Source organism: Streptomyces sp. NPDC007901 (genome assembly GCF_042959465.1).
Taxonomy (GTDB): Bacteria; Actinomycetota; Actinomycetes; order Streptomycetales; family Streptomycetaceae; genus Streptomyces.
Window position 1 is genome coordinate 202,649 of sequence record NZ_JBIBKW010000001.1, and the last position, 24,354, is coordinate 227,002.

22 protein-coding genes and 1 riboswitch are annotated in these 24,354 nt (G+C 70.7%); of the genes, 10 read left to right on the top strand and 12 right to left on the bottom strand.

Annotated elements, in window-relative coordinates:
* Nucleotides 1-4 precede the first annotated feature (4 nt).
* The 4 genes from ACFZDK_RS01040 to fahA all read right to left on the bottom strand — a co-directional run bounded on the left by ACFZDK_RS01040 (nt 5) and on the right by fahA (nt 3,708).
* Nucleotides 5-232: a ferredoxin family protein gene (locus ACFZDK_RS01040; protein ID WP_010986276.1), complete on the bottom strand. Its 228-nt coding sequence runs from the start codon at nt 230-232 to the stop codon at nt 5-7.
* A 41-nt stretch (nt 233-273) separates the two neighbouring features.
* Nucleotides 274-1,065: a UTRA domain-containing protein gene (locus ACFZDK_RS01045; RefSeq protein ID WP_390968541.1), complete on the bottom strand. Its 792-nt coding sequence runs from the start codon at nt 1,063-1,065 to the stop codon at nt 274-276.
* 146 nt (nt 1,066-1,211) lie between these two features.
* Nucleotides 1,212-2,150, bottom strand: a complete 939-nt coding sequence (locus tag ACFZDK_RS01050; protein WP_390968543.1) for a M48 family metalloprotease — start codon at nt 2,148-2,150, stop codon at nt 1,212-1,214.
* A gap of 346 nt (nt 2,151-2,496) precedes the next feature.
* Nucleotides 2,497-3,708 carry a fumarylacetoacetase gene (fahA, locus tag ACFZDK_RS01055; RefSeq protein WP_390970032.1) on the bottom strand — a complete coding sequence of 404 codons (1,212 nt, stop codon included), beginning with the start codon at nt 3,706-3,708 and terminating at the stop codon, nt 2,497-2,499.
* 275 nt (nt 3,709-3,983) lie between these two features.
* Here fahA and ACFZDK_RS01060 point away from each other — a divergent pair, with 275 nt between their 5' ends.
* From ACFZDK_RS01060 to ACFZDK_RS01070, 3 genes are all read left to right on the top strand, one after another.
* Complete coding sequence (locus tag ACFZDK_RS01060; protein WP_390970033.1) at nt 3,984-5,228, top strand: ATP-grasp domain-containing protein; 1,245 nt, start codon at nt 3,984-3,986, stop codon at nt 5,226-5,228.
* Nucleotides 5,229-5,254: 26 nt separating this feature from the next.
* Nucleotides 5,255-6,451 carry an FAD-dependent oxidoreductase gene (locus tag ACFZDK_RS01065; RefSeq protein WP_390968545.1) on the top strand — a complete coding sequence of 399 codons (1,197 nt, stop codon included), beginning with the start codon at nt 5,255-5,257 and terminating at the stop codon, nt 6,449-6,451.
* A gap of 243 nt (nt 6,452-6,694) precedes the next feature.
* Nucleotides 6,695-7,501, top strand: coding sequence for a Cof-type HAD-IIB family hydrolase (locus tag ACFZDK_RS01070; protein WP_390968547.1), 807 nt, complete (start codon nt 6,695-6,697; stop codon nt 7,499-7,501).
* Between the two features lie 48 nt (nt 7,502-7,549).
* Here the strand turns inward: ACFZDK_RS01070 and ACFZDK_RS01075 are convergent, their stop codons facing one another.
* Complete coding sequence (locus ACFZDK_RS01075; protein WP_390968549.1) at nt 7,550-8,047, bottom strand: transglycosylase SLT domain-containing protein; 498 nt, start codon at nt 8,045-8,047, stop codon at nt 7,550-7,552.
* Between the two features lie 5 nt (nt 8,048-8,052).
* A riboswitch (cyclic di-AMP (ydaO/yuaA leader) is annotated at nt 8,053-8,257 on the bottom strand.
* Between the two features lie 1,222 nt (nt 8,258-9,479).
* On the opposite strand from ACFZDK_RS01075, the gene ACFZDK_RS01080 reads away from it, so the two are divergent.
* From ACFZDK_RS01080 to ACFZDK_RS01100, 5 genes are all read left to right on the top strand, one after another.
* Nucleotides 9,480-10,487, top strand: a complete 1,008-nt coding sequence (locus ACFZDK_RS01080) for a polyprenyl synthetase family protein (protein WP_390968551.1) — start codon at nt 9,480-9,482, stop codon at nt 10,485-10,487.
* Nucleotides 10,488-10,684: 197 nt separating this feature from the next.
* Nucleotides 10,685-11,605, top strand: coding sequence for a CHRD domain-containing protein (locus ACFZDK_RS01085; RefSeq protein ID WP_390968553.1), 921 nt, complete (start codon nt 10,685-10,687; stop codon nt 11,603-11,605).
* A 298-nt stretch (nt 11,606-11,903) separates the two neighbouring features.
* Nucleotides 11,904-13,145: an outer membrane lipoprotein carrier protein LolA gene (locus ACFZDK_RS01090; protein ID WP_390968555.1), complete on the top strand. Its 1,242-nt coding sequence runs from the start codon at nt 11,904-11,906 to the stop codon at nt 13,143-13,145.
* 57 nt (nt 13,146-13,202) lie between these two features.
* Entirely contained in the window at nt 13,203-14,249 is a 1,047-nt protein-coding gene (locus ACFZDK_RS01095) for an ATP-binding cassette domain-containing protein (protein WP_390968556.1), read from the top strand.
* Nucleotides 14,236-15,132 carry an ABC transporter permease subunit gene (locus tag ACFZDK_RS01100; protein WP_390968558.1) on the top strand — a complete coding sequence of 299 codons (897 nt, stop codon included), beginning with the start codon at nt 14,236-14,238 and terminating at the stop codon, nt 15,130-15,132. The genes ACFZDK_RS01095 and ACFZDK_RS01100 overlap by 14 nt, the downstream gene beginning before the upstream one ends.
* A 34-nt stretch (nt 15,133-15,166) precedes the next feature.
* Here the strand turns inward: ACFZDK_RS01100 and ACFZDK_RS01105 are convergent, their stop codons facing one another.
* The gene (locus ACFZDK_RS01105) at nt 15,167-15,754 is read right to left on the bottom strand and encodes an NAD(P)H-dependent oxidoreductase (protein ID WP_390968560.1); all 588 of its coding nucleotides are present in this window, start codon (nt 15,752-15,754) and stop codon (nt 15,167-15,169) included.
* A gap of 236 nt (nt 15,755-15,990) precedes the next feature.
* Between ACFZDK_RS01105 and ACFZDK_RS01110 the strand changes: the two genes are divergently transcribed.
* The gene (locus tag ACFZDK_RS01110; protein WP_390968562.1) at nt 15,991-17,295 is read left to right on the top strand and encodes a tetratricopeptide repeat protein; all 1,305 of its coding nucleotides are present in this window, start codon (nt 15,991-15,993) and stop codon (nt 17,293-17,295) included.
* Between the two features lie 42 nt (nt 17,296-17,337).
* On the opposite strand, the gene ACFZDK_RS01115 is transcribed toward ACFZDK_RS01110, so the two are convergent.
* The 3 genes from ACFZDK_RS01115 to ACFZDK_RS01125 form a co-directional block, all read right to left on the bottom strand.
* Nucleotides 17,338-17,802 (bottom strand): VOC family protein, encoded by a 465-nt coding sequence (locus tag ACFZDK_RS01115; RefSeq protein WP_390968564.1) that lies wholly within the window; start codon nt 17,800-17,802, stop codon nt 17,338-17,340.
* A gap of 31 nt (nt 17,803-17,833) precedes the next feature.
* Nucleotides 17,834-18,799 carry an EamA family transporter RarD gene (rarD, locus tag ACFZDK_RS01120; RefSeq protein WP_390968566.1) on the bottom strand — a complete coding sequence of 322 codons (966 nt, stop codon included), beginning with the start codon at nt 18,797-18,799 and terminating at the stop codon, nt 17,834-17,836.
* Nucleotides 18,800-18,930: 131 nt separating this feature from the next.
* The gene (locus ACFZDK_RS01125; RefSeq protein ID WP_390968568.1) at nt 18,931-19,785 is read right to left on the bottom strand and encodes an NAD(P)H-binding protein; all 855 of its coding nucleotides are present in this window, start codon (nt 19,783-19,785) and stop codon (nt 18,931-18,933) included.
* A 191-nt stretch (nt 19,786-19,976) separates the two neighbouring features.
* On the opposite strand from ACFZDK_RS01125, the gene ACFZDK_RS01130 reads away from it, so the two are divergent.
* On the top strand, nt 19,977-20,315 hold the full coding sequence (locus ACFZDK_RS01130) for a winged helix-turn-helix transcriptional regulator (RefSeq protein WP_390970035.1): 339 nt from the start codon (nt 19,977-19,979) through the stop codon (nt 20,313-20,315).
* Between the two features lie 78 nt (nt 20,316-20,393).
* Here the strand turns inward: ACFZDK_RS01130 and ACFZDK_RS01135 are convergent, their stop codons facing one another.
* The 3 genes from ACFZDK_RS01135 to ACFZDK_RS01145 all read right to left on the bottom strand — a co-directional run bounded on the left by ACFZDK_RS01135 (nt 20,394) and on the right by ACFZDK_RS01145 (nt 24,286).
* The gene (locus tag ACFZDK_RS01135) at nt 20,394-21,455 is read right to left on the bottom strand and encodes a thiamine pyrophosphate-dependent enzyme (RefSeq protein ID WP_390968570.1); all 1,062 of its coding nucleotides are present in this window, start codon (nt 21,453-21,455) and stop codon (nt 20,394-20,396) included.
* Nucleotides 21,448-23,376 carry a 2-oxoacid:acceptor oxidoreductase subunit alpha gene (locus ACFZDK_RS01140; RefSeq protein ID WP_390968572.1) on the bottom strand — a complete coding sequence of 643 codons (1,929 nt, stop codon included), beginning with the start codon at nt 23,374-23,376 and terminating at the stop codon, nt 21,448-21,450. The genes ACFZDK_RS01135 and ACFZDK_RS01140 overlap by 8 nt, the downstream gene beginning before the upstream one ends.
* A 202-nt stretch (nt 23,377-23,578) precedes the next feature.
* Nucleotides 23,579-24,286 carry a LuxR C-terminal-related transcriptional regulator gene (locus ACFZDK_RS01145; RefSeq protein ID WP_390968574.1) on the bottom strand — a complete coding sequence of 236 codons (708 nt, stop codon included), beginning with the start codon at nt 24,284-24,286 and terminating at the stop codon, nt 23,579-23,581.
* Nucleotides 24,287-24,354 lie beyond the last annotated feature (68 nt).

Sequence of the window (24,354 nt, forward strand, 5' to 3'; positions counted from 1 at the left end):
CCTCTCACCGGAGCAGATAGGGCATGTTGACCGTCACGGCTCCGGTGGGACAGCGGGCCGCGCACGGGCCGCAGTACCAGCACTCGTCGACGTGCATGTAGGCCTTGCCGTTGCTCTCGTCGATGGCGAGGGAGTCCAGCGGGCACATGTCCACGCAGAGGGTGCAGCCGTCGATGCACTTCGACTCGTCGATGGTCACGGGCACGTCGGCCCGCTGGGGCGCCAAGGGCATGGCTGTCTCCAGGAAACGGGTCAGGCGGAGGGGCGGGAGGGTCAGAGGGAGCGGTGCAGGAGGCCGCTCATGGTGATGCGGTCGCCGCGGAAGCGGATGAACTCCAGGTCGACGGGGCGGCCGTCGGCGAGGTGGGTGAGCCGTTCCAGCATGAGGACGGCCGCGCCGCGCGGAGCTTGGAGTACGGCGGCGGAGTGGGCGTCCGCGTTCACCGCCTCCAGGGTGATCTCGGCATGGCCCAGGGGCCGGCCGGTGATCGACTCGAGGAGCCTGAAGACGTCGTTGTTCTCCAGGTCGGCGCCGAGCAGGGCGGTGCCGATGTCGAGGGGGATGTAGGTGAGGTCGAGGGAGAGGGGGAGGCCGTTCAGGCGGCGCAGGCGTTCGATGTAGAGGACGTCGGCGCCGGGTGGGACGCGGAGGCGTTCGGCGACGGGGGTGGGTGCCGGGGCGGGGCCCATGGTGCGGACCTCGTTGGTGACCTGGCCGTGTTCGCGGAGGGTTTCCGCGAGGCCCATCAGGCGGTCGAGCCCGTGCGGGTATTTCCGGGCGACGACCACGGTGCCCACGCCGGGCAGCCGGTCCACCAGCCCTTCCGCCCGCAGCAGGTCCAGGGCCTGGCGGACGGTGTTGCGGGAGACGCGGTAGTCGGTGGCGAGGGTGGTCTCGTGAGGAAGGGGGCCGTCCGGGAACGCGTCGGTGAGGATCTGGTGGCGCAGGAGGTCGGCGAGCTGCCGGGCCTGGTCCGCACGCAGCCGGCGACGCGTCCGGTGGGCGGCGACCGTGGTGGCGGCGCCCTGACCGGGGTGGTCTCGGATGCGGTCGGTGGCTGGCATGGCTCGAACCATACCTATGTGGTAGGGAACGGGGTGTTGCGGGATTGTTGCGCCACCTGAGGCCCTGTCGGACACGTCATTGAGCTGCGGTTTTCGGCTTGTGCGAGGAAGATCTGCCACCAGGGCGCCGGTTTGCGTCCCGGGTCCTAGCCGAGCGCCGTCAGCCCTGGCGCGAACGTGATCAGCAGCGGCAGCAGGGGCACCAGTGCCGCCACCGTCGTCGTCAGGGCGCGCTGGTGGCGCAGCAGCCGCGGCGGCGGTTCCAGCAGCCGGTCGACCCGCTCGCCGAGCAGCCGGCGGCTCGACGCGCAGGACAGGACGCCGCGGTGCTGGTTCAGTTCGATCAGGGCCAGCGCGGTCGTGAGGTGGCCGCAGCGGCGGGACGCCGTGTCGTCCGCGGCGAGTTCGACGAGCCGGTGGGTCTGGTCGCAGAAGTGGGAGAAGAGCGGCACGCGCGGGAAGCCCGTGGCCAGTGCGCTGGACAGGTGGAGCAGCCAGTCGTGGTGGGCGCGGGCGTGACCTCGCTCGTGGGTGAGTACGGCGTCGAGCTGGTGGTCGGTGAGGCGGTGCAGCGCCCCCGTCGTCACCACCAGTTGCGGTGGATGGCCCGGCATCCACCAGGCGTCCGGGTACTCGTCCTCCAGCACCAGCATCGGCCCGCGCGCCGCGGGCAGCCCCGCCGGCAGTTCCGGTGCCCGCTCGCGCAGGTGGGCGCGGGTCCGGTCGCGTCGCCGCCGGGCCTCGACCCACTCGCGGGCGAGCATCGCCGTGGTCCACGCCGCCCCGCACGCCAGCAGCACGGTGAGAGCGACCGCCCACAGGGGCGCGACGGAGAGGTCGTACGCGGCGGTGACCGCCGGTGGCGCCGGCGCGAACACCCGGTCGCGCACGGTGTGGAAGACGGCCGCCGCGCCCAGGACGAGCGCGGCCAGGCAGCACATCAGCACGGTGGCGACCAGGCACTGCCACACCCACAGCGCGACCACCGGTTCCCGTTCCGGCCACGGAGCCCGCACCAGCGCGCGCGGCACCGGCACCGCGGCCGTCAGAGCGACAGCGCTCAGCAGGAGCAGGCAGACGGTCATGCCGGGGCTCCGTTTTCTGATCGGAGAGACGTGCGGGTGAAGGGGCGGTACGGGGGTGATGCGCCGTTGCGCGACAGAGTGCGTGCGCCGGCGCGTCACGTCCCGTGTACGCCGCCGCTTCGCATGGTGCGCGTGCGGGCGCATCGCATGGTGCGTGTCCCGTCAGTATGACGGTGCGGGGCGCCCCGAGTCAGGTGTCGACGACGATCCGGGCGCCCTCCTCGCCGCACCCCGGGGCTCCCAGGTCACCGCTCCCGCGACACCGGCCGTACCGCCTCCGGGTCCGCCTCGCCCGCGGATGCCTCCCACCCGTCTCCGCCGCAGCGCATCGCGCCGCAGCCGTCTCTCACCCCGCCACGATCCGCCCGCCGACCTCCCCGAGTCCCACCCGGGCGCCGCCCGGCCCCGGTGCCCACGCCGACAGCGTCACCACGTCGCCGTCCTCCAGGTACGTCCGCTTCCCTTCCAGGAGTTCGAGTGGGTCGCGCCCGTTCCAGGTGAGTTCCAGCAGCGACCCGAGCTGCCCGGGTTCCGCACCGCTCACCGTGCCGGAGCCGTAGAGGTCGCCGGTGCGCAGCGAGGCGCCGTTGACGGTCAGATGGGCGAGTTGCTGGGCGGCGGTCCAGTACATGGTGGAGAACGGCGGCTCGGACACCACCTGCCCGTTGATCGCTACCGACATCCGCAGGTCGTAACCGGCGGGCTCCTCCATGGAGTCGTCGAGGTACGGCAGCAGTGGATGCGTGCGTCGCGGCGGGTCGATCCGCGCGTCCTCCAGCGCCTCCAGCGGGGTGATCCACGCCGCGACGGAGGTGGCGAACGACTTGCCGAGGAACGGGCCGAGCGGGACGTACTCCCACGCCTGGAGGTCGCGTGCGGACCAGTCGTTCAGCAGGCACAGGCCGAACACGTGCTCCCGGAAGTCGCCCAGCACCACCGGCTTCCCCTGCTCCGACGGCGTGCCGACGACGAAGCCGACCTCGGCCTCGATGTCCAGCCGCACCGACGGGCCGAACACGGGTGCGGGGTCCGATGGCGCCTTGCGCTGGCCCGACGGCCGTACGACGTCCGTGCCCGACACCACGACCGTGCCCGCGCGGCCGTGGTAACCGATCGGCAGGTGCTTCCAGTTGGGGGTGAGCGGTTCGGGGGCGTCGGGGCGGAAGATGCGGCCGGCGTTGCGGGCGTGGTTCTCGGAGGCGTAGAAGTCCACGTAGTCGGCGACCTCGAAGGGGAGGTGCAGGGTCACCGACGACAGCGGGTGGAAGAGGGGTTCGAGCACCTCGCGGTGGGCGGGCACCGTCACCCAGGCGGTCAGGGCGCGCCGCACGTCCGACCAGGTGGTGCGGCCCGTGGCGAGCAGCGGGTTGAGGGTCGGGCGGGCGAGCAGGGAGGCGTACGGGGAACCGAGGGCGAGGGCCGCGGCGCCGGCGTCGAGGACGTGGTCGCCGAGGCGGACGCCAACCCTCCGTTCGGTGCTCTCGGGGGTCGAGAACACGCCATACGGAAGGTTGTGCGAGCCGAAGGGGTCACCCTCGGGGACCTCGAAGGGGGGCAAGGGGGGCATGGGGTGGCTGCCTCGCTCTCATCCGTGCCGCGCGGGGCCGACCATGTGGCGACGTCACTATGGCGTTGCGCGGCATTCCATGTGGTCGCGCCACACGTTACGGGTGAGTTGGCCGTCTTGGCAGTGTCTAAAGAGTTCGCAATGTCCGGATAAGCCTTGTCGGAGGGGTCAATTCCGGCTTAGCGTCCTTTGGGGGACACGGACGGGGTGGGTCCGGTCCGTAGGGGGGACACGTGGGGGGACCCGTGGCCAGGAATGCCGTCAGCGTGCCGTTCGAGGCGGACCGTGACGTGCCCGGCCTGATCGTCAAATTCGGCGACTATCCGCTGCATCACGGCGGGGTCGGCGCGATCCGCAGCCTGGGCCGCCTGGGCGTTCCCATGTACGCGATAACGGAGGACCCGTACACACCGGCGGCCTCCTCCCGTTATCTCAAACGGGCTTTCGTATGGCCGACAACAGGCGCCGAGGAACCGGAGCACCTCGTCGAGGGACTGCTGCGCATCGGCCGCCGTATCGGCCGTCCGACCGTGCTGATCCCCACCGACGAGGAGGCCGCCGTCCTGATCGCCGAGCACCAGGACGCGCTCGGCGACCGTTTCCTCTTCCCGCGCGTGGATCGCGCACTGCCCCGTCGGCTAGCCAGCAAGCAGGGCCTGCACGAACTCTGCGTGGAACACGGCATCCCCAGTCCGACGGCCGCCTTCCCGCAGTCGTACGAGGAGATCGTCGACTTCGCGGAGAAGGCCCGCTTCCCGATCGTCGCCAAGAACCGTGAGGCGTTCGTCCGGCGGAAACAGCCCGCTGTCAACGGCACGACGCGGATTCCCACCCGCGAGGGACTGCTCACGCTCGCCCGTGACTGGGGCACCCATCCGGGTGTCATCCTCCAGGAGTACCTGCCGAGGGAGGAGGCCGAGGACTGGATCGTGCACGCCTACTTCGACGCCGATTCCACCCCGCGCGCGTTGTTCACCGGCGTCAAGGTCCGCTCCTGGCCGCCGCACGCGGGCATGACCGCGAACGCGTACGTCGTCGACAACCCGGAACTCGCCGACCTCGCCGCGCGTTTCATCAAACAGATCGGCTTCACCGGCGTCATCGACCTCGACCTGCGCTTCGACCGGCGCGACGGGCAGTACAAACTGCTCGACTTCAACCCGCGCATGGGCGCCCAGTTCCGGCTCTTCGAGAGCGAGTCGGGGGTGGACGTGGTCCGCGCGATGCACCTGGACCTGACCGGACGCCGCGTTCCGGAGGGGGAACAGCGCGCCGGCCACCGGTACGTCGTGGAGAACATCGACCTGCCCGCCCTCCTCGCCTACCGCCGCAGCGGCTATACGACGCCGCACGCGCCCGAGAAGCCGAGCGGGACCGAGCTGGCCTGGCTCGCGGGTGACGACCCGCTGCCGTTCGTCACGATGCTCGCCCGCTTCGTCCGCCCGGGCGCGAAGCACCTCTATCAGCTGTGGCGCACCAACCGCCGCGGCTCCAGCACCTCCACGAAGTAGGCACCACGTTCCTGGGGAGGGACTTCGTGATCCAGCCGGTAGCAGTCATAGGTGCCGGGCCCTTCGGCCTGTCCACCGCCGCCCATCTGCGGGCGCGCGGCATCCCCGTCCGGGTCTTCGGCGACCCCATGGTCAGCTGGCGCGACCACATGCCCGAGGGCATGCTCCTGAAGTCGACGCCCGCCGCCTCCAACCTCGACTGCCCGCAGCGCGGCCACACCCTCGCCGACTACTGCGACGCGGCCGGTATCCGCAGGCTGGTGACCGACGAGGACATCATCCCGGTGGAGACCTTCATCGGCTACGGCGAGTGGTTCCAGCAGAAGCTGGTGCCCGAGCTGGAGCGGGTGCGAGTGGTCTCCGTGGACCGACACCGGTCGGACGGCTTCGAACTGAAGCTGGACTCGGGAGAGTTGTTCACGGCCCGGGCGGTCGTCGTCGCCACCGGGCTGTCCGGGCTCGCCCGTGTCCCGGCGGAGCTCGCGAAAGCGGCGGCGGACGGACCGGCGGGACCGGTCTCGCACAGCTCACGGCACCACGACCTGACCCGCTTCTCCGGCAAGGAGCTGATCGTCGTCGGCGCCGGGCAGTCCGCGCTGGAGACGGCCGCCCTGGCGGCCGAGGCGGGCGCCCAGGTCCGGGTGGTCTCCCGCGGGCACGGCAGGGTCGCCTTCGGCGCGCCGCCCTGGGACCAGCCGAAGCTGCGCCCGGAGTCCCCGTTCGGCCGGGCCTGGTCCCTGTGGGCGCTCAGCTACTACCCGCACCCCTACCGCTACCTCCCGGCGCAGGTCCGCCACTACCTGGTCCGCCGGGTCCTCGGCCCGCTCGGCGCCTGGTGGCTGCGCGACCGCTTCGAGGGGAAGGTCCAGGTCCGCGAGGTCGCCGCGGTCACCGGCGCCGACATCTCCGACGGCGCCCCGGTCCTCACCGTCCGCACCCACGACGGCCGTACCGACCGCCTCGCCGCCGACCACGTCATCGCCGCCACCGGCTACCGCGTGGACGTCGCCGCGCTGGACTTCCTCGGCCCCGAACTGCGCACCCGCGTCGCGGTCAGCCGCGGCGCCCCGAGACTCGGCGCCGGATACGTCTCCTCGGTGCGCGGCCTGTACTTCACCGGCCTGCCCGCGGCGGCGTCGTACGGCCCGGTGATGCGGTTCGTGTGCGGCACGGAGTTCGCCTCGCCGCGCCTGGCCAAGCACCTCGCGGCAGCCCACGCCTGACCTGCGGCGGCGCCAACAGACATGTCCCGGCGTCCAGTTCGGCGCCACCGCCGTCCCCGTCGAACCGGAGTCCGAGCCGCCGGGCGTCTTTCACCACACCCGTCCCCGTCCGACCGGTGCGGTCACCTCACCACAAACGTAACGGGCCCCACTGACAACGACCCCATCACGGAGGCGGCGGCCGCCACTTGAGGCCGAAACGCACAGTGAGTCTCAGGGCCGTGCTGTCCGTATTCTCTGATCATGGTCGCACCCCTCCCGTACTCACTGATCGCCACCGACCTGGACGGCACGCTGCTGCGCGCCGACGACACCCTCTCGGACCGGTCGCTCGCCGCGCTCGCGCGGACCGGCCGGGCCGGCGCCCGGCACCTCGTGGTGACCGGCCGCCCCGCGCCGAGAGTGCGCCCGCTCCTCGACGACCTCGGCAGCACGGGACTCGCGGTCTGCGGTCAGGGCGCGCAGGTGTACGACGCCGGTGCGCAGCGTCTGCTGTGGTCGGTCACCCTGGACCGGGAGCTGGCGGAGACCGCGCTCGGCAAGATCGAGGCCGAGGTCGGCCAGGTGTACGCGGCGGTCGACCAGGACGGCGTGGACGGGCTCACGCTCATCGAACCGGGCTATCTGATGCCCCACCCCACGCTGCCGGCGCTGCGCGTGGGCCGGCGCGACGACCTGTGGTGCGCGCCCATCAGCAAGGTGCTGCTGCGCCACCACACCCTGTCCGACGACGAGCTGGCGGCGACCGCCCGCGCGGTGGTCGGGTCGCTCGCCACGGTCACCATGTCGGGGCCGGGAACCGTCGAACTCCAGCCGTGCGGGGTGACCAAGGCGACCGGGCTGGCGCTGGCCGCCGACCATCTGGGGCTGCGCCCCGAACAGGCCATCGCCTTCGGGGACATGCCCAACGACATCCCCATGTTCGACTGGGCGGCCTACGGGGTGGCGATGGCCAACGCCCACCCCGAACTCAAGGCGGTGGCCGACGAGATCACCTTGTCGAACGAGGACGACGGCATCGCCGTCGCCCTCGAAAGACTGTTCCCGTAAGGCCGTTGTGCGCCATTGAGCGACTCGGGCCGTCCCAAACGTCGGTGATCAGTAGGCGCCGTGGACGTTGTCGATCGAGCCGTACCGCGCGGCGGCGTAGTTGCAGGCGGCGGTGATGTTCGCGACCGGGTCGTAGATGTCGAACGACGTGCCGTCCACGTGGTAGGTCTTGAACGTCGGGTCGATCACCTGGAGCAGGCCCTTGGAGGGAATGCCCTTGGCCGCGTTGGAGTCCCAGAGGTTGATGGCCTGCGGGTTGCCGGAGGACTCGCGGATCACGTTGCGGTAGATGCCGTTGTAGGTGCCCGGGATGTGCTTCTCCGCCATGATCGCGAGCGACTCCCGGATCCAGCCGTCGAGGTTGTTCGGGTACCCGGCGAGGGTCGTCGAGGGCGTCGTGGCGGTGGTGGTGGAGGCGACGGCAGCCGAGGCGGTGGTCGCCCCGATGAGCGGGAGGGCGAGTACGGCGGCGCCGGTGCCGACGACGGCGAGCGTGCGGACGATGCGGTTGCGGCGGGGGCGGCGGTTCTGGGCGGCAGCAGACATGGCGAAGTTCCTCTCCGTCGCCTGCGAGGTGAGCTGTCGGGTTCGGGCCCGGGGAGTGCCCGGCCGCACCGCCCTAAGGCGAGGCGACTTCACCCCTAGCCGTTCCGGTACGACGTCCGTCGATCACATCGATCACGTCGGTCGCCCGGTCCGGCGGCTTACCTGGTTCCCCCGCTCCTGCCGTGCGAATGGACTCGTCAATGGGTCACGACGGGCGGCGGCAGGATTCGGCGTCCGCCCGGCGAGCGGGAACGTATGCGAGAGCACATGTCCGGAACAAGTGTCAGATTCACATAAAGAACTGATTGACCTTGATCTGTGACGTATGTGCTGCTTGATCCTTTGCGGTTGCCAAGCCTCAACTCGCCCGCAGGGAACGGGAAGGAAGGGTCGCCTTACGGGGTATGCGGCATTCGGACCCGCGTGACCTACTTCACGAAACCGCAATCGAGTCAAATCGGACATGAGGGATTTCCTGGAATCCGCTCCTCTCTGGGTCGGGCGGAAAGTGCACCCATTGCCATTCGCGCACAATGCCCCTTTAGGGGCGGGGAAAGTGACCCACGTCACGGGTGATTTCGCATGTAGTCCGACTTTTTATATTGCCGATTATTTCGGACTTTAAGTGCGAATGGTGATAGAAGGGTCATCGATCGCGTGCGCCTCCACCGCACGTGCCACTCCGGGCGCATGGCCGAGCGGTTGGCGCCGACGACTCCCACTGCCCCCGATCCGCCCCTGTTGCTCGCGACTGATGGCAGGAGGGGCTGCTGTCGACGGGTGCGTGATCCTGGTCACGTCATCCCGGATGGCGGGCCGGTCCCCTTCGGTGCGTGCGTGTCCGTCGTGAGGCGGAACCCCCGCCGCGTGGCCGGTCGTTGTCATGGTGAATTGTCCGCGGTGCTGGGAGGTGCCGAAGATGGCGTCGGTGTCGTCCGTGCGGGGGTGTCCGCTCGTTGCGGTCGGCGGGTGCCACGCGCGCGTGGGGGCGATGGTCCGCGGGTCCGGGAGGGCGGAGGTCCTCGCGGGTGATCTTGTGGACGCGCGAGGGTGTCCAGGCGGGCATGATGTGCCCCCGTCGGCTTCGGCCGGTGGCGGAAGGGGTACCCCCGGGCAGGTGATGTCGACCGGAGAAGGCGCGGTGGTTCCCCGGCGGGGCTCTGTCGCCGGACCCGGACCCGGCGGTGCCGGCCAGGGACACGGCCTATGCCGCGGTTCGGGACAACTGTCGGCACTTCCTGTTAAGTCAGTGGATGTCAGATCGTATCGGCTGATCAAAAACATACCGGTCGTGATCCGATAGCGCCCGGGGTGTAACGGTGGGCGCCCTCGGTGATCGAAACCTGACCGGATACGCTGACTTGAGTGATGGCAGCGACCTATCGACAAACCGTGTAATCGCCAGTGGACACCAGCAGACAGGAGACCCCTCGTGACCGTCGGGCCGTTCGGGCTGAGCGTGCGGGACCAGGCTCTGGAAGCCGATGTCCAGGCCGGATTGACGGCTGTCGAGGAGGGCTTGCTAGAGGCCACCAAAAGTGAGGTCCCCTTCATCACGGAGGCCGCGCAGCACCTCGTGCGCGCGGGCGGAAAGCGGTTCCGCCCGCTGCTGGTGATGCTCGCCGCGCAGTTCGGCGACCCGTACGCGCCGGGTGTCGTGCCGTCGGCCGTGGTCGTCGAGCTGACCCACCTGGCCACCCTGTACCACGACGACGTCATGGACGAGGCGTCCGTGCGGCGCGGTGTCGACAGCGCCAACACCCGCTGGGGCAACTCGCTCGCCGTTCTCACCGGTGACTTCCTCTTCGCGCGCGCCTCCCAGATCCTCGCCGATCTCGGTCCCGAGGCGGTGCGCGTCCAGGCCCTCGCGTTCGAGCGGCTGGTGACCGGCCAGATCCTCGAGACGGCAGGCCCGACGGACGGCCGCGACCCGGTCGACCACTACCTCGACGTGCTCAGCGGCAAGACCGGCTCGCTGGTCGCGGTCTCCTGCCGCTTCGGCGCGATGCTGTCCGGCGCCGACGAGACGGTCGTGGACGTCCTCACCCAGTACGGCGAACGGCTCGGCGTCGCCTTCCAGCTCGCCGACGACGTCCTGGACATCGCCTCCGACTCCCACGAGTCCGGCAAGACCCCGGGGACCGACCTCCGCGAGGGCGTCCCCACTCTGCCGGTGCTTCGGCTGCGGGAGCGGGCGGCACGCCTGGCGCTCGCCGAGGACGTCGCGCTGTGCGAGCTGCTGGACTCCGACCTCACGGACGACGTGCGGCTCGCGGAGGCCCTGGCGGCGCTGCGGGTGCATCCGGCGCTGGAGCAGGCGCGCCGGGACACGGTCCGGTACGCGGAGGAGGCGCGGGCCGCGCTGGCCCCGCTGCCGGAGTGCGACGCGAAGGCGGCCCTCCTGGAGCTGTGCGACGCGGTGGTGCACCGGGCCGGCTGACACCGCGGGCCGGCCTGGTGCCGGTCCGGCTGGTACCGGTCCACTGCCCGCCCGACCCGTGAGGGCCCGGACTCGGCGGATATGTCTGTGACGCACGTCACATAGCTGGACTGAGTCCAATACCAGATCGGTTCCGTACCCCTCCCCAGAAGCCGACGCAGGGGGCGTCGGCTGACACAGGGGGAGAAAACGGAATCATGGTCATCAACGCAACGCGTCGCAGGACTCTCGCCGCCGCCGCCGTCACCGTGACCGCTTTGGGTGGTGCCGCCGTCCCGGCAGCCGCCACCAGCCACCACACCACCGACTCCGTCGTCCTCGTCGCCAGTCTGCGCGGCGCCAGCGAGGTACCCGTCGCCGGTGGGCCCGCCGTCGGGGACAAGGACGGTGCAGCCTTGGAGTTCATCCAGGTCAAGGGGGACAAGGTGACCGTCGCCGTGACCTGGCGCGGCACCGGCAGGCCGACCGACCTGCACATCCACCAGGGCGCCAAGGGCACCAACGGCGGCGTGAAGATCGACTTCGGGAAGCTGCTGAAGAAGACCAGGGGCCACAGCGTCACCGGAAGCGTCAAGGTCACCGACAAGGCGCTGCTCAAGCAGCTCACCACCGACCCCGGCGCCTTCTACGCCAACCTGCACACCGCCCGGTTCCCCGGCGGGGCCGTCCGTGGCCAGCTGCACGCCGTCAGCACCGTCTCCCACCTCAGGAGCGGCGGCTTCCAGGCCTCCGTCGTCACCGGCAAGCAGATCTACGAGTGCAAGCCGGCCGCCGACGGCAGCTACGCCTTCGCCCAGCGCGACGTCAGCGCCAAGCTCGGCGGCGGCATCCGGCACTCCTTCGTCGCACCCGACTCCGGCACCCCGCAGTGGGTCGCGCCCGACGGCAGCGCGGTCACCGGGGCCGTCGTGACCAAGACACCCAACGGCGACGGCAACGTCCCCGAGCTCGACCTCAAGGCCACCCGGTCCGGCAAGAAGCACGGACTGCTCGCGCACACCGGCGAGATCCTGCGCCTGAACACCGTCGGCGGCGTCGCCCCGGTCGGCACCTGCGCCCCGGGCGCCGTCGTCGGCGTCCCCTACCAGGCGGACTACGTGTTCGTGCAGCACCACTGAGCACACGGCCGAACAGGCCCCTGAACACACCCCGAGCGCACGACTGAGCGCACCGCGCAAGCGGAACCGGAGGCGCCTTCGCCACACGACCCCTACGGGTCGGCGCAGGCGCCTCCACCCTTGTGTCATACCGCAGGAGTACGCGGAGTTGGCTCCCGGGTCTGACGCTTCCCGGCCCCCGATTTGGTGAGATGGAAACCACGGAAATCACCACCACTCACCGATTCGGGTGAGAATGGCGGCTCAGGGTGGGACACGTGCGAGGACGGCCGCCGCCGACGACGGAGGTAAGGCACACATGGCACCGTACGAATCCGACGACAGCACGGGGACCGCGCAGGACGACGACGAGCTGCGCGCCGAGCGCCGGCGCAAGGCCGCACGGTACGTCGTCCCGGTTGCGGTGATGGGCGTGGCCGCGGCCACGATCGGCCTGGTCCCGGCACTCGCCGACTCCGGTGACCCGAATCTGCCGAAGATCACCGCACAGGAACTCATCAACAAGATCGCCAAGTCGGACGTGCAGCAGCTGTCCGGCACCGTGAAGATCAGCACCGACCTCGGCCTGCCCGACCTCGGCGGTCTCGAGAGCAGCCTGCTGTCCGGGGCGACGCAGGGCAGCGGCGACGGCTCGTCCGCCGACCCGACCACCAAGCTCACCGAGCTGGCCTCCGGCACGCACACGCTGCGCGTCGCCGCCGACGGCCCCGAGAAGCAGAAGGTGTCGCTGCTGGAGAGCGGCGCCGAGTACAGCCTCATCCACAACGGCACGGACGTGTGGGGCTACGACAGCAAGTCCAACGAGGTCTACCACTCCACCGCCGCCGACTCCGGCAAGGCCGAGCAGCACGAAACCCCGGCCACGCCCAAGGACTTCGCCGACGAGGTCCTCAAGTCGGTCGACGACACCACGTCGGTCACGGTCGACGGCACCGCCCAGGTGGCCGGCCGCGACGCCTACCGCCTGGTCGTCAAGCCCAAGCAGTCCGGTACGACGGTCGGCGCGATCAGCATCGCGGTGGACGCCAAGACCGGCACCCCGCTCAAGTTCACGCTCACCCCGTCGAGCGGCGGCGCGGCCGTCGTCGACGCCGGCTACACCCAGGTCAGCTTCGCGAAGCCGGCCGCCTCGACGTTCGACTTCACCCCGCCCAAGGGGGCGAAGGTCACCGAGGGCGACGAGACAGGCAAGGGCGGCAAGGCCGACGGACGGGACCAGGGCGGCACGGCCTCCGAGGCGCCCGACCACGGCTCCGCGAAGGGCCTGGAGAAGGAGGGCTTCGACGTCCTCGGCAAGGGCTGGAACTCCATAGCCGTCCTCGACACCGGCAGCAAGGGCGGCCTGCCCACCGGCTCCGCCTCCGGCAGCGGTGACCTGAGCGGCTTCCTCGGCTCGCTCGGCGACCCGGTCTCCGGCAAGTTCGGCAAGGGCACGGTCTTCTCCACCCGCCTGATCAACGCCCTGATCACGGACGACGGCAAGGTCTACGTCGGCGCCGTGGACAAGGCGGCCCTGGTGAAGGCGGCCGACGCGGGGTAGTACAGGCGGCGCGGGTACCGTGCGTACCCGTCGCCGCAGGACGAATCGAGGGAGCCGATGGACCAACCGTCCGCCACGGAGCGGGAGTCGGAGAACTCGGGGAGCCCGGGGGAATCGGATGACCCGGGAGACCCGGGGGACTCGGGAGACGCGGGGGACGGCGTCCCGGCGAGCGAAAGCGTCATCGACACCCGTGGTCTCACCAAGCGCTACGGCGGCGGACAGCTCGCCGTGGACGGTCTCGACCTGACCGTCCCGGCGGGCAGCGTCTTCGGCTTCCTCGGTCCGAACGGCTCCGGCAAGACCACCACCATCCGCATGCTGATGGGCCTGATCGCGCCCACCTCGGGTACGGCCCGCGTCCTGGGCCACCCGATGCCCCGGGCCTCCCGCGCCGTCCTGCCGCACGTCGGCGCCCTCATCGAGGGCCCGGCGCTGTACGGCTTCCTCTCAGGCCGCGACAACCTGCTCCGGTACGACTCCGCCGACCCGACCGCCGACCCGCGCACCCGGCGCGCCCGCGTCGAGGCCGCACTGGACCGGGTGGGCCTGACGGCCGCCGCCGCCAAGAAGGCCAAGGCCTACTCCCTCGGCATGAAGCAGCGCCTCGGTCTGGCCGCCGCGCTGCTGCAGCCCCGCAGACTGCTCGTCCTGGACGAGCCCACCAACGGCCTCGATCCGCAGGGCATGCGGGAGATCCGCTCCCTGGTGCGGGAGCTGGCCGGGGACGGCACGACCGTCTTCCTCTCCTCCCACCTCCTCGACGAGATCGAGCAGGTCTGCACCCACGCGGCCGTCATGGCCCAGGGCCGGCTGATCACCCAGGGCGCGGTCGCCGACCTGGCGGCCGGGGCACGCGGCCGGCTGGCGGTGACCACCCCGGACACCGGGGAGGCGGCCCGGGTGCTCAAGGAACAGGGCGTCGCGGACGTCGTCGTCGCCGAGGACCGGGTGACCGGCGAACCGCCCGAGCGCGATCTCGCCGAGGTGAACGCGGCACTGGTCGCGGCGGGCGTCCGCGTGCGCGGCTTCACCCTCGAACGGGCCTCGCTGGAGGACGCGTTCGTGGCGCTGACCGGGGAGGGCTTCGATGTCGCGGGCTGACGCGGTGGTCGTGGAAGAGGCGGAGGGAACGGTCGTACGGCCCCGCCCGCTGTGGACCCTCGGTCTGCTGCGCAGCGAGCTGGTCACCACCCTCCGGCGCTGGCGCACCCTCGCGCTGCTGGGCGTGCTGGCGGCGGTGCCGGTGCTGGTCGGCATCTCCGTGAAGATCGAGACGAGCGGCGACGGGCAGGTCGGCCGGGGCGGCGGCGAGGGCCCGGCGTTCATCTCGCAGATCACCAACAACGGACTGTTCCTGGTGTTCACGGCCCTGGCCGCGACCCTCCCGTTCTTCCTGCCGATGGCCGTCGGCGTGGTGGCCGGCGACGCGATCGCCGGCGAGGCCAACGCGGGCACCCTGCGTTATCTGCTGGTCGCTCCGGCCGGCCGCACCCGTCTCCTGCTCACCAAGTACGCGACGACGATGGCCTTCTGCCTGCTGGCCACCCTGGTGGTGGCCACCTCGGCCCTCGCCGTCGGCGCGCTCCTCTTCCCGCTCGGCGACCTGACGACCATCTCGGGCACCCAGATCTCCTTCACCGAGGGCCTGGGCCGCGCCCTGCTGATCGCCCTGGTGGTGGCGGCCTCCCTGACCGGCATAGCCGCTCTCGGCCTGTTCGTGTCCACGCTGACCAACAGCGGCATCGCGGCGATGGCGACCACCGTCGGTCTGCTGATCACCGTCCAGATCCTCGACCAGATACCCCAGCTGCACGCGCTCCAGCCGTACTTCTTCTCCCACTACTGGCTGTCCTTCGCCGACCTGATGCGCGACCCCGTCTACTGGGACGACCTGGTCAAGAACCTGGAGCTGCAGGCCCTGTACGCGGCGGTGTTCGGTTCGGCGGCCTGGGCGCGGTTCTCGACGAAGGACATCACCGCGTAGCGGGGCGCAGGGCCTCACCCGACCCCTGGCGTGCTCACACGGACTCGTGGGGGAAGCGGGCCAGGGGTGCCTCCCCGGCGAAGAACTCCTTGGCCCGCGCCAGCGCCTCGGTGTCCTTGAGGACGTCGCCGCGCCCGCTGCCGTTGCCGAGCAGCACCCCGCCGAAGCGCATGCCGAGGTAGGCGGCCGAGTTGTGGAGCAGCCCGGCGTACGGATCGGCGACCGACGGCTCGCGGTCCGCCAGCACGGCCACCCCCCACAGGGTGCGCCCCGCCAGGGTCGCCTTGAAGTCGACACCGGGAGTGCGCAGCCAGCCCGACCAGTAGTCCAGGTAGCGCTTGGTGAGGCCGGACACCGAGTACCAGTAGACCGGCGAGGCGATCACGATGTCCGTCGCCGCGAGGGTGGCGTCGAGCAGCAGACCGGCGTTGGTGTGGAGCGGGGCGCGCACATGGTCGCTGTCGCGCCGCAGGTCCACGAAGTCCGGCAGCGGATGGTCGGCCAGGCTGATCCACTGCTGTTCGACGTCGTCGGGCAGTTGTTCGGCCGCGCGGCGCGCCAGGAGTTCCGTGTTGCCATCGAGGCGCGAGCTGCCCAGCACGAACAGGAAACGGCGAGTCATGAGGTCCCCCGGGAAAGTGGCGTACAGCAAATAGAGGCGTGTGCATCTTATGTGTGCGCATTCAAGTTGGCCAGGGTCTCCGCCTGGGGGCCGAGTGGCCAGGGGCCGGACACCCGGCGACCCCCTTCCTGATGCGAGGCTGTGACGTCGTGGTGACGCGCGAGCGGAGGCGAGCGGCCAGACTTGACCGTACGCACGGGTACGACCGGACGGTGACGCCGGGGGAATGAGGGCCGATGTCCCGACTCAGCCGCGAGACGAACGAGACGAAGCGGGAAGCTCAGCAGACCGGCGAGCCGGCGGAACCGGTCGAGGTCCGTGTGACGGGCGGCGCCGCGACCGTGGACGGCGTACCGCTGTTCCCGGCGCCGGGCGAGGAGCCCCAGCAGGCGGTCCTCAACCACCTCCAGCGCCTTGCCCGAGCCACCGGCCGTCCCGTCCTCGCCACCGTCCACGACACCCGCATCGGATACGTCGTCCGCCTCCAGGTGAACCTGGACGGCGCCAGCAGCTTCGCCGGCGAGCCGGTACGCATGGCCCCGTCCGCGGAACCGCACATGGCTCCGCCCGCGGAACCGCGCACGGCCCCGCCCGTGGCGCCGCCGGAGCAGCCCCGCCGTGACAGGCCGACCCATCTCCTGCGACCCGTCGACGAGCCGGCGGCCGCGCAGGCGACACCGGCGCCGGCCTTCCCGCCCCAGGCGGTGCCGCAACCGCCGGCGCCGGGCACGGTCCTGCCACCGACCGGGGTGTTCGGCCCACCGCCCGCCATGGGCGGGACTCCCGCCCAGCCGGCCGTCGTACCCGCACAAGCCGTCCCCGGACCCCCCACGGCACCCTGGACCGCCCCCCGGAACGCCCCGGCCCCGCGCACGGAAGCACGTACCGAACAGCGCACGGAAGCACGCATCGAACCGCGCACCGCATCACGCACGGAACCACTCACCGACCCGCACACAGCTCCGGAATCCTTCCGCGTCCTCGACCCCGACCCCGGGCCGACCCCCGCCCGCGGGTTCGACGCCGTCGCCGAGGAGGTGCTCGGGGACGAGCCCGTGACCGTGACGGTGGAGGGGGCCGCGCTGCTCACCGAGCCGATGGCGCGGATCAACGAGGCGGTCCGGGCGGGCCGTATCGAAGTGGCGGCCGAACTGGCGGAGCGCACCGTCGCCGAGGCCTCCGCGGCCCTCGGCGGCAGCCACACCGAGGTGCTGCACCTGGGCGAACTGACCGCGTACATCGCCTACCTGGCGGGCGACCCGCTGCGCGCCTTCCACCTCTCCCTCGACCTGGCCCGGCAGCGCCGGCAGGCGCGGGACGGGGAGGGGGCGTACGGGAACGTGCGGAGCGCGGCCACCGCCTGGCGCGCGGTGCGCGACCCGGAGCACGGGCTGCGCCTCGGCCACGACCTGATCGCCCTGTGGACACAGCTCACCACCGAGGACGGCCCGGCCGCCGGCGACCTGGACGAACTCGAATCGGCCCGGGCCCGGATGACCCGCCTCACGGATCGCGCCCGCCGCGCGGCCGAGAACGCCTGAGCGGCGTCACCGCACGCCACACACCCCCGTCGCCGCAGGACCTCACTGCACGCAGAACTCGTTGCCCTCCGGGTCGGCCATCACCGTCCACGCGCCGGCCGGCTCGGACACATGCCGCAGCACCGTCGCGCCCAGCGCCTCCAGTCGCGCCACCTCTTCCGCCCGCTTCCCTTCCCCGGCGTGCAGGTCGACGTGGAGCCGGTTCTTGCCGGACTTCGTCTCCGGCACCCGCTGGAACAGCAGCCGCCGTCCCAGCCCGGTCCCGCGCTCCTCGTCGTAGGGATCGTCCGGGTGCCGTACGGCGATCAGGTCACGGAAGGCGGCACGGCCGTGGTACTCCACGGTGGCCGCGCCGGGCAGGGCGCCCAGCTCCAGCAGGTGTTCGACGAACGCGCTGTTGTCCTCGGCCTCGTAGTGCAGCGCGGCGGCCCAGAAGTCGGCCTGGGCGTGCGGGTCGCGGGCGTCGATGACGAGCTTCCAGTGCAGGGGTGCGGGCGTCTGCGTCATGTCGCCCACTTATAGCCGACGCCCGCAGGCCTCACACCGGAGTTGCGGGAGTCTCGGCGGCCGGCGCCGCGGGTCGTGGTACGGGGGCCGCGGCGAGCGCCCGCGCGGCCCGGTGGGCGGTGCGCAGCGCGTCCCAGGTGAGCAGGGCGAGGGCGAGCCAGACGAGGGCGAAGCCGGCCCAGCGCTCGGCGGGCATGGCCTCGTGGAAATAGACGATGCCGAGCAGGAACTGGAAGACCGGCGCGAGGTACTGCAGCAGGCCGAGCGTGGAGAGCGGGACGCGGATCGCGGCGGCGCCGAAGCAGACCAGGGGGACGGCGGTGACGATGCCGGTGGAGGCGAGCAGGGCCGCGTGCCCGGCGCCGTCGTCGACGAAGCTGGACTCGCCGTGGGCGACCAGCCACAGCAGATAGCCGAGCGCGGGCAGGAACTGGATCGCGGTCTCCGCCGCGAGTGACTCGACGCCGCCGAGGTTGACCTTCTTCTTGACGAGTCCGTAGGTGGCGAAGGAGAAGGCGAGGACGAGGGAGATCCACGGCGGCCGCCCGTAGCCGACGGTCAGCACGACCACGGCGGTGAAGCCGACGCCCACCGCCGCCCACTGCGCGGGGCGCAGCCGCTCCTTCAGCAGCAGCACGCCCATGGCGATGGTCACCAGGGGGTTGATGAAGTAGCCGAGCGAGGCCTCGACCACGTGACCGGCGTTCACGGCCCAGATGTAGACGCCCCAGTTGACGGTGATCACGGCGGCGGCGACCGTCACCAGTGCCAGCCGGCGCGGCTGCCGCAGCAGCTCACCGGCCCAGGCCCAGCGTCGTACGAAGGCCAGCGCGACGGCGACGAAGGCCAGGGACCACACCATCCGGTGGGCCAGGATCTCCACCGACCCGGCGGGCTTCAGCAGCGGCCAGAACAGGGGGACCAGACCCCACATCCCGTAGGCGGCGATGCCGTTCAGCAGCCCTGCCCGCTGCTCGCCCTTCGATATCTCGGCCACCGGCCCTCCTCGTCCCCGGAATCAGTACATCTGGACGAAGGTAGCGTCGGAAACCCCGGTCTGTCATGGCCGTATCGGTATACGGTCATGACAGGCCGGGGTGAGGGCGTGCGTGGGGGCGTCCGCCCAGGTCAGCCCTTGAGCGCGAGGGCGATGGCCTCCGAGATCGGGGAGGTCGGGCGGCCGGCCAGGCGGGAGAGGTCGCCGGAGTCGACGACCAGTTCGCCCTTGGCGATCGACACGTCGACGCCGACCAGGATCCCGGCGAACGGCTCCTGCATGCCGGAGCCGGTCAGGATGCCCTTGAGCGTCTCGGCGGGCACGGAGTTGTAGGCGATGTCCTTGCCGGTCTGCTTCGCGATCTCGGCCGCGTACTCGGCGAAGCTCCAGGCGGTGTCGCCGCCCAGCTCGTACGTCTGGTTCTCGTGGCCCTCACCGGTCAGCACGGCGACCGCGGCGGCCGCGTAGTCGGCACGGGAGGCCGAGGAGACCCGGCCCTCGCCGGCGGCCGCGACGACGGCGTTGTGCTCCAGGACCGGCGCGAGGTTCTCGGTGTAGTTCTCGTGGTACCAGCCGTTGCGCAGCAGGGTGTACGGCAGGCCGGAGGCGAGCAGCACCTTCTCGGTGGCGCGGTGGTCGTCCACCAGCGAGGCCGTCAGGCTGCCCGGGGCGCTGGTGTACGCCAGCAGGGCCACGCCGGCCGCCTTGGCGGCGTCGATGACGACCTGGTGCTGGGCGGGGCGGCCCTTGTCGAACTCGTTGCCGGAGATCAGCAGCACCTTGTCGCCGGCGGCGAAGACGCCGTCGAAGGTCTCGGGGGCGTTGTAGTTCGCGACGGCGATCTTCACGCCCTTGGCGGCGAAGTCGGCGGCCTTGGCCTCGTCGCGCACGACGGCGGTGATCTGCTCGGCGGGGACCTTCTCCAGCAGCTGTGTCACGACGTGACGGCCGAGGTGTCCGGTGGCTCCGGTGACAACGATGCTCATGGTCTGCGATCTCCTTGTGGGGTTCCGTTGCCACTAACCCTAGGAGGTGCGCTAACCAGAAGAAAGTACCCACTTTGAAGTAAGGTACTTGCATGCCAGTAAGTACCCATGAGGTCGAGGAGTACCCCGACACGCCCGCGATCTCGGCCGAGCAGCGCGCCAAGTACGACAAGTACGTCGTCGGCGAGGCGATGTGCCCGTACCGCCTGGTCCTGGAGCACGTCACCAGCCGCTGGGGCGTCCTGGTCCTGATCCAGCTGCTCGACCGCCCCTACCGCTTCAGCGAACTGCGCCGCGCGATCGGCCGGGTCAGCGAGAAGATGCTGACCCAGACCCTCCAGACCCTCGAACGCGACGGACTCGTCCACCGCGACGCCCAGCCGGTCATCCCGCCCCGCGTCGACTACTCCCTCACCGACCTGGGCCGAGAGGCCGCCCGGCAGGTACGGGAGTTGGCGCTGTGGACCGAGCGGCGGATGCCGGACGTGGAACGGGCCCGGGAGGCGTACGACGAGGCGAAGCGCGCCTGAAGGCGAGAAGGGCCCCAGGAACGTGAAGCGGGGCCCGGACGTGGTGTCCGGGCCCCGCTCGCCGCTGCCGGGCCGGGGTCAGCCCACGACCGACCAGGTGTCCCCGCCGGCCAGTAGTGCCGCGAGGTCGCCCTTGCCGTGCTGTTCGACGGCCGTGTCCAGCTGTTCGGACATCTGGGTGTCGTAGACCGGCCGTTCCACCGCGCGGAAGACGCCGATGGGCGTGTTGTGCAGGGTGTCGGGGTCGGCCAGCCGGGACAGGGCGAACGCCGTGGTCGGGGAGGGGGAGTGGGCGTCGTGGACGAGAAGCTCGGACTCGTTGTCCGCGGTCACGTCGACCACCGTCAGATCACCGGTCGCCCGGTCGCGTACGACGCCGCGCGCGCCGTCCGTGCCGAAGCGGACGGGCTGCCCGTGCTCCAGGCGGATCACCGCCTCCTGGGCCGACTGCCGGTCCTTGAGGGTGTCGAAGGCGCCGTCGTTGAAGATGTTGCAGTTCTGGTAGATCTCGATCAGGGCCGTGCCCGGGTGGGCGGCGGCCGCGCGCAGCACCTCGGTCAGGTGCTTGCGGTCGGAGTCGATGGTGCGGGCGACGAAGGACGCCTCGGCGCCGATCGCCAGGGACACCGGGTTGAACGGGGCGTCCAGCGAACCCATCGGTGTCGACTTGGTGATTTTCCCGACTTCGGAGGTCGGTGAGTACTGGCCTTTCGTCAACCCGTAGATGCGGTTGTTGAAGAGGAGGATCTTCAGGTTGACGTTGCGGCGCAGGGCGTGGATCAGATGGTTGCCGCCGATGGACAGCGCGTCGCCGTCACCGGTGACGACCCACACCGACAGGTCGCGCCGGCTGGTGGCCAGCCCGGTGGCGATGGCGGGGGCGCGGCCGTGGATGGAGTGCATCCCGTAGGTGTTCATGTAGTACGGGAAACGGGACGAGCAGCCGATCCCGGAGACGAAGACGATGTTCTCCTTCGCCAGCCCGAGTTCCGGCATGAACCCCTGTACGGCGGCCAGGATCGCGTAGTCGCCGCAGCCGGGGCACCAGCGGACTTCCTGGTCGGTCTTGAAGTCCTTCATGGACTGTTTGGCCTCGGCCTTGGGCACGAGCTGGAGCAGTCCGTCGGCGGTGTCAGTCATGGATGGCCTCCTTGAGCGCCGTGGCGAGCTGCTCGGCCTTGAACGGCATTCCGTTGACCTGGTTGTACGAATGCGCGTCCACCAGGTACTTCGCCCGGATGAGGGTGGCGAGCTGACCGAGGTTCATCTCGGGGATCACGACCTTGTCGTACCCGGCCAGGACGGTGCCGAGGTTCCTCGGGAAGGGGTTGAGGTGGCGCAGATGCGCCTGCGCGATCGCCTCGCCGTCCCGGCGCAGCCGCCGTACCGCCGCAGTGATCGGCCCGTACGTAGACCCCCAGCCCAGCACCAGGGTGTGCGCGCCGTCCGGGTCGTCGACCTCGATGTCGGGGACGTCGATGCCGTCGATCTTGGCCTGCCGGGTGCGGACCATGAAGTCGTGGTTGGCGGGGTCGTAGGAGATGTTGCCCGAGCCGTCCTGCTTCTCGATGCCGCCGATGCGGTGCTCGAGGCCGGGCGTGCCGGGGATGGCCCACGGCCGGGCGAGGGTCTGCGGGTCGCGTTTGTACGGCCAGAAGACCTCGCTGCCGTCCGGAAGGGTGTGGTTCGGCCCCTGGGCGAACTGCACCCGCAGGTCGGGCAGCTCCTCCAGCTCCGGGATCCGCCAGGGTTCGCTGCCGTTGGCCAGGTAGCCGTCCGACAGCAGCATCACGGGGGTCCGGTACGTCAGGGCGATCCGGGCCGCCTCCAGGGCGGCGTCGAAGCAGTCGGCCGGGGTACGCGGGGCGATCACCGGGACGGGGGCCTCGCCGTTGCGGCCGTACATCGCCTGCAGCAGGTCCGCCTGCTCGGTCTTGGTCGGCAGACCCGTGGACGGCCCGCCCCGCTGGATGTCGACGACCAGCAGCGGCAGCTCCAGCGAGACGGCCAGCCCGACCGTCTCACTCTTGAGGGCGACACCCGGACCCGACGTCGTCGTCACCGCGAGCGAACCGCCGAAGGCCGCGCCCAGTGCCGCGCCGATGCCCGCGATCTCGTCCTCGGCCTGGAAGGTCCGCACGCCGAAGTTCTTGTGCTTGGACAGTTCGTGCAGGATGTCGGAGGCCGGGGTGATCGGGTACGAGCCCAGGAACAGCGGCAGATCGGCCTGCCGGGACGCGGTGACCAGGCCGTAGGCCAGGGCCAGGTTCCCGGAGATGTTGCGGTAGGTGCCCACCGGGAACGCGGTGGTCGCCGGCGCGATCTCGTAGGAGACCGCGAAGTCCTCGGTCGTCTCGCCGAAATTCCAGCCCGCGCGGAAGGCCGCCAGGTTGGCGTTCATGACCTCGGGCTTCCGGGCGAACTTCTGCTTCAGGAAGCGTTCCGTGCCCTCCGTCGGCCGGTGGTACATCCACGACAAGAGGCCGAGCGCGAACATGTTCTTGCTGCGCTCGGCCTCCTTGCGGGTGAGGTCGAATTCCTTCAGGGCCTCCACGGTCAGGGTGGTCAGCGGCACCGGGTGCAGGCTGTACCCGTCGAGCGACCCGTCCTCCAGGGGCGAGGTGTCGTAGCCGACCTTCTGCATCGCCCGTTTGGTGAACTCGTCCGTGTTGACGATGATCTCCGCGCCGCGCGGGAGATCCCCGATGTTGGCTTTGAACGCCGCCGGGTTCATCGCGACCAGGACGTTCGGCGCGTCGCCCGGGGTGAGGATGTCGTGGTCGGCGAAATGCAGCTGAAAAGACGAAACCCCCGGCAGAGTGCCTGCGGGGGCCCGGATCTCGGCCGGGAAATTCGGAAGAGTCGAAAGATCGTTGCCGAAGGATGCGGTCTCCGACGTGAACCGGTCGCCGGTGAGCTGCATACCGTCACCCGAGTCCCCCGCGAACCGGATGATCACCCGATTCAGGCGCCGGACGTCTTTCACCCCGCCCGGCTTGCGCTGCTCTCCCACGACGGTTCCATCGGCCTGTTCCGTTGTCCTGCTGACCTGGCTGGTCACTGAACTGGACCTCCTTCGAGGCGGCTGTCCGGGCCTGGTCGTCCCACGGACCATCCCACGTTCAACCCTACGTCGGTTAGGGTCGCCTTCCCGCGCCTGCTCGCATGTTGGACGGCGTTTTGAGACGACCTGTCGCCCTGACTTGTCACGATTTTCCCTCCCCCTGGCCGCCTTCCGGTGCCGACACGGTGCCGTCGGCCCGTCAGGAGTTCAGATAGGTCAGAACGGCCAGAACGCGCCGGTGATCCCCGTCGCTCTGGGACAGCCCGAGTTTGAGGAAGATGTTGCTGACGTGCTTCTCGACGGCTCCGTCGCTCACGACCAGCTGCCGCGCGATCGCCGAGTTCGTCCGCCCCTCGGCCATCAGCCCCAGCACCTCCCGCTCCCGCGGGGTCAGCCCGGCCAGCACGTCCTGCTTGCGGCTGCGCCCGAGCAGCTGTGCGACCACCTCGGGATCGAGCGCCGTACCGCCCTCGGCGACCCGCACGACGGCGTCCACGAACTCCCGCACCTCGGCGACCCGGTCCTTCAGCAGATAGCCCACACCACGGCTGGAACCGGCCAGCAGTTCGGTGGCGTAGCGCTCCTCCACGTACTGCGACAGGACCAGCACCCCGAGCTGCGGATGCGCCTTCCGCAGCCGTACGGCCGCCCGCACGCCCTCGTCGGTGTGCGTCGGCGGCATCCGTACGTCCGCCACCACCACGTCCGGCATCGCGCCCTGCGCGTCCAGATCGGCGATGGTCTTGACCAGCGCGTCCGCGTCGCCGACGCCCGCGACGACGTCAAGTCCCCGGTCGGTCAGCAGCCGGGTCAGCCCCTCTCGGAGCAGCACGGAATCCTCGGCGATGACCACCCGCACCCTGTCCTCCACGATCTTGCGGCCCCCCACACCCCGTCCGGCGTACATGCCTGCCCTGTCCGGAAGTCCAGCATTCCAGCATTCGGATCGGCGTGCGTCGGAGTAAGGCGAGCCGG